Genomic DNA, 2,254 nt, shown 5'->3' with positions numbered 1-2,254 from the left:
ATTGATGGTGCAGTTGGGCCACAGGGACCAATAGGATTAACAGGACTTACAGGTGCTGATGGTCCTGAAGGACCACAAGGAATACAGGGTGACCAGGGAGAACAAGGTCTTCAGGGTGAAACAGGATCACAAGGGCCCATAGGTTTAATAGGACCCGCAGGTACTGATGGTATTGATGGTGCAGTTGGGCCACAGGGACCAATAGGATTAACCGGACTTACAGGTGCTGATGGTCCTGAAGGACCACAAGGACCAATAGGACTTACAGGACTGGCAGGCGCTAATGGTGTTGATGGTGCTCAGGGACCTGCAGGTACCGACGGTGAAAATGGAATAGATGGAATACAGGGACCTAAAGGTGACATCGGGCCGCAAGGCGACAAAGGTGATACCGGAGAAACTGGCTCACAAGGAATACAAGGTGAAACTGGCACTCAAGGACCAGCTGGCGAAGATGGTGTTGATGGTGCTCAGGGACCTGCGGGTGCAGACGGTGAAAATGGTGCTGATGGCGAAGTTGGACCCAAAGGAGATACAGGTGACATTGGTGAAATGGGGCCTCAGGGAATACAGGGTGAACAAGGATCGAAAGGTGAAATTGGTGAAACCGGGCCGCAAGGACTAACGGGCAAAGATGGTGCTGATGGCGTTGATGGCGCAGTCGGACCGCAAGGACCGGCAGGAGATGACGGTGCTGACGGAGCAGTCGGACCTCAGGGACCCATAGGTTTAACCGGGCCTGCAGGTGTTGTTGGTCCTGAAGGACCACAAGGTCCAATTGGATTAACCGGTCCGGCCGGTGCTAGTGCTGCTAAAGGTGCGAGTGGTGCTCCAGGGCTTAAAGGAGATAAAGGTGATGTGGGTCCGCAGGGGGCCGTGGGAGAAACAGGACCTAAAGGGGATACCGGTGAAATGGGACCTCAGGGAAGACAAGGCGAACAGGGTATTCAAGGTGAAACTGGTGATACCGGTGAAACTGGTGATACCGGTAAAACTGGTCCGCAAGGACCTATAGGATTAACCGGACTTACAGGTGCTGATGGTCCTGAAGGACCACAAGGACCTAAAGGTGATAAAGGAGACACTGGTGATACAGGTCCGCAAGGTCTTCCCGGAATTGATCTGGATGATAATACAACCTTAGCTTCCATTGATATTACCCAGGAAGAAGAAAACCGAACTTACAATATTAATAATCAAAATCTGAGTTTCACTAATGGCAATATTGGCATAAGAACAACGTCGCCCACGTCAACCTTACATGTTGGTGGGGCAATTGCGGCACCTATTCGATCAACAACCACAAGTACAACACTGGGTGAAAATGATTATACATTAGTTATGAAAGCTAGAAACCTGAATATCAGCCTGCCCCCTGCAAGCAGCTGCCCCGGGAGAATTTACATTTTGAAAAATATTAGTAAAGGCAATAACAAGACTGTCACTAAATATATTTGCAACAAAGGTTTTCAAAATAATTCGTTGAATCGCAACAAAGCTGTTTGGTTACAAAGTGACGGAATCGATTGGCAGCAAATAAATTATCAATAGTATGATTCAAATAAGATTATTTATACTTCTTGTTTTAATATACCATGGTCTTTTTGGTCAGGAAGGAGTCCATAATTATGGGAATTTACAACTGCATACGAAAGGCTTAGTGGGCTTTCATACGGATTTTACCAACGATGGGAGTTTTGATAGAAACTTAGGGCTAATAGGGTTTTATAACCATAATGAGTCTCTTTTGATTTCTGGAGCTTTTAGTCCAACATTTTATGATCTGGAATTAGCCGTTGAAAACAACCTGTATCTGGAACTTCCAATCAATATTGACAACTCACTCGGAATAATATATGGGAATATTATATCCTCAAGAGCTAATAAAAATATTTATACAAAATTTTCTGCAAAAGCCTATTATGAAGGTGTTTTAAATCTTTCCAAAATTGACGGTCAGGTGGGCGTTGAAGGGCAAAAGATTTTTAGTTTTCCTGTCGGTTATGACGACATATTAAGACCATTGCAAATACAATTTATTGATGATGTTTTCCTGGCAAAATGCGCTTACTTTTTTGAAAATCCTGATTATCCCCGAAGTTTAGCCACGGGCTTTAATAGTAACAATAGGGATAGCAGTTTAGGAGGTATAAATTCTCAGGAATTCTGGAATTTGACAACTACAGGCAGAATTCAAATTACTCTTAATTGGAACTCAGCCTCCTATCTGGAATCTTCGATTGATGGCATAGAA

Annotated in this window: 2 pseudogenes; both read left to right on the top strand. The window is 44.6% G+C overall.

From position 1 onward, the window contains the following. A pseudogene (locus WBN20_RS09330) lies at positions 1-1,551 on the top strand (hypothetical protein); the annotation flags it as partial. 1 nt (position 1,552) lies between these two features. Then, positions 1,553-2,254, top strand: a pseudogene (locus WBN20_RS09325) (hypothetical protein); the annotation flags it as partial.

The organism is Eudoraea sp., assembly GCF_049665975.1.
Taxonomy (GTDB): Bacteria; Bacteroidota; Bacteroidia; order Flavobacteriales; family Flavobacteriaceae; genus Eudoraea.
The sequence above is the reverse complement of the archived record's forward strand: the minus strand, read 5'-3'. Positions and strand labels throughout refer to the sequence as shown.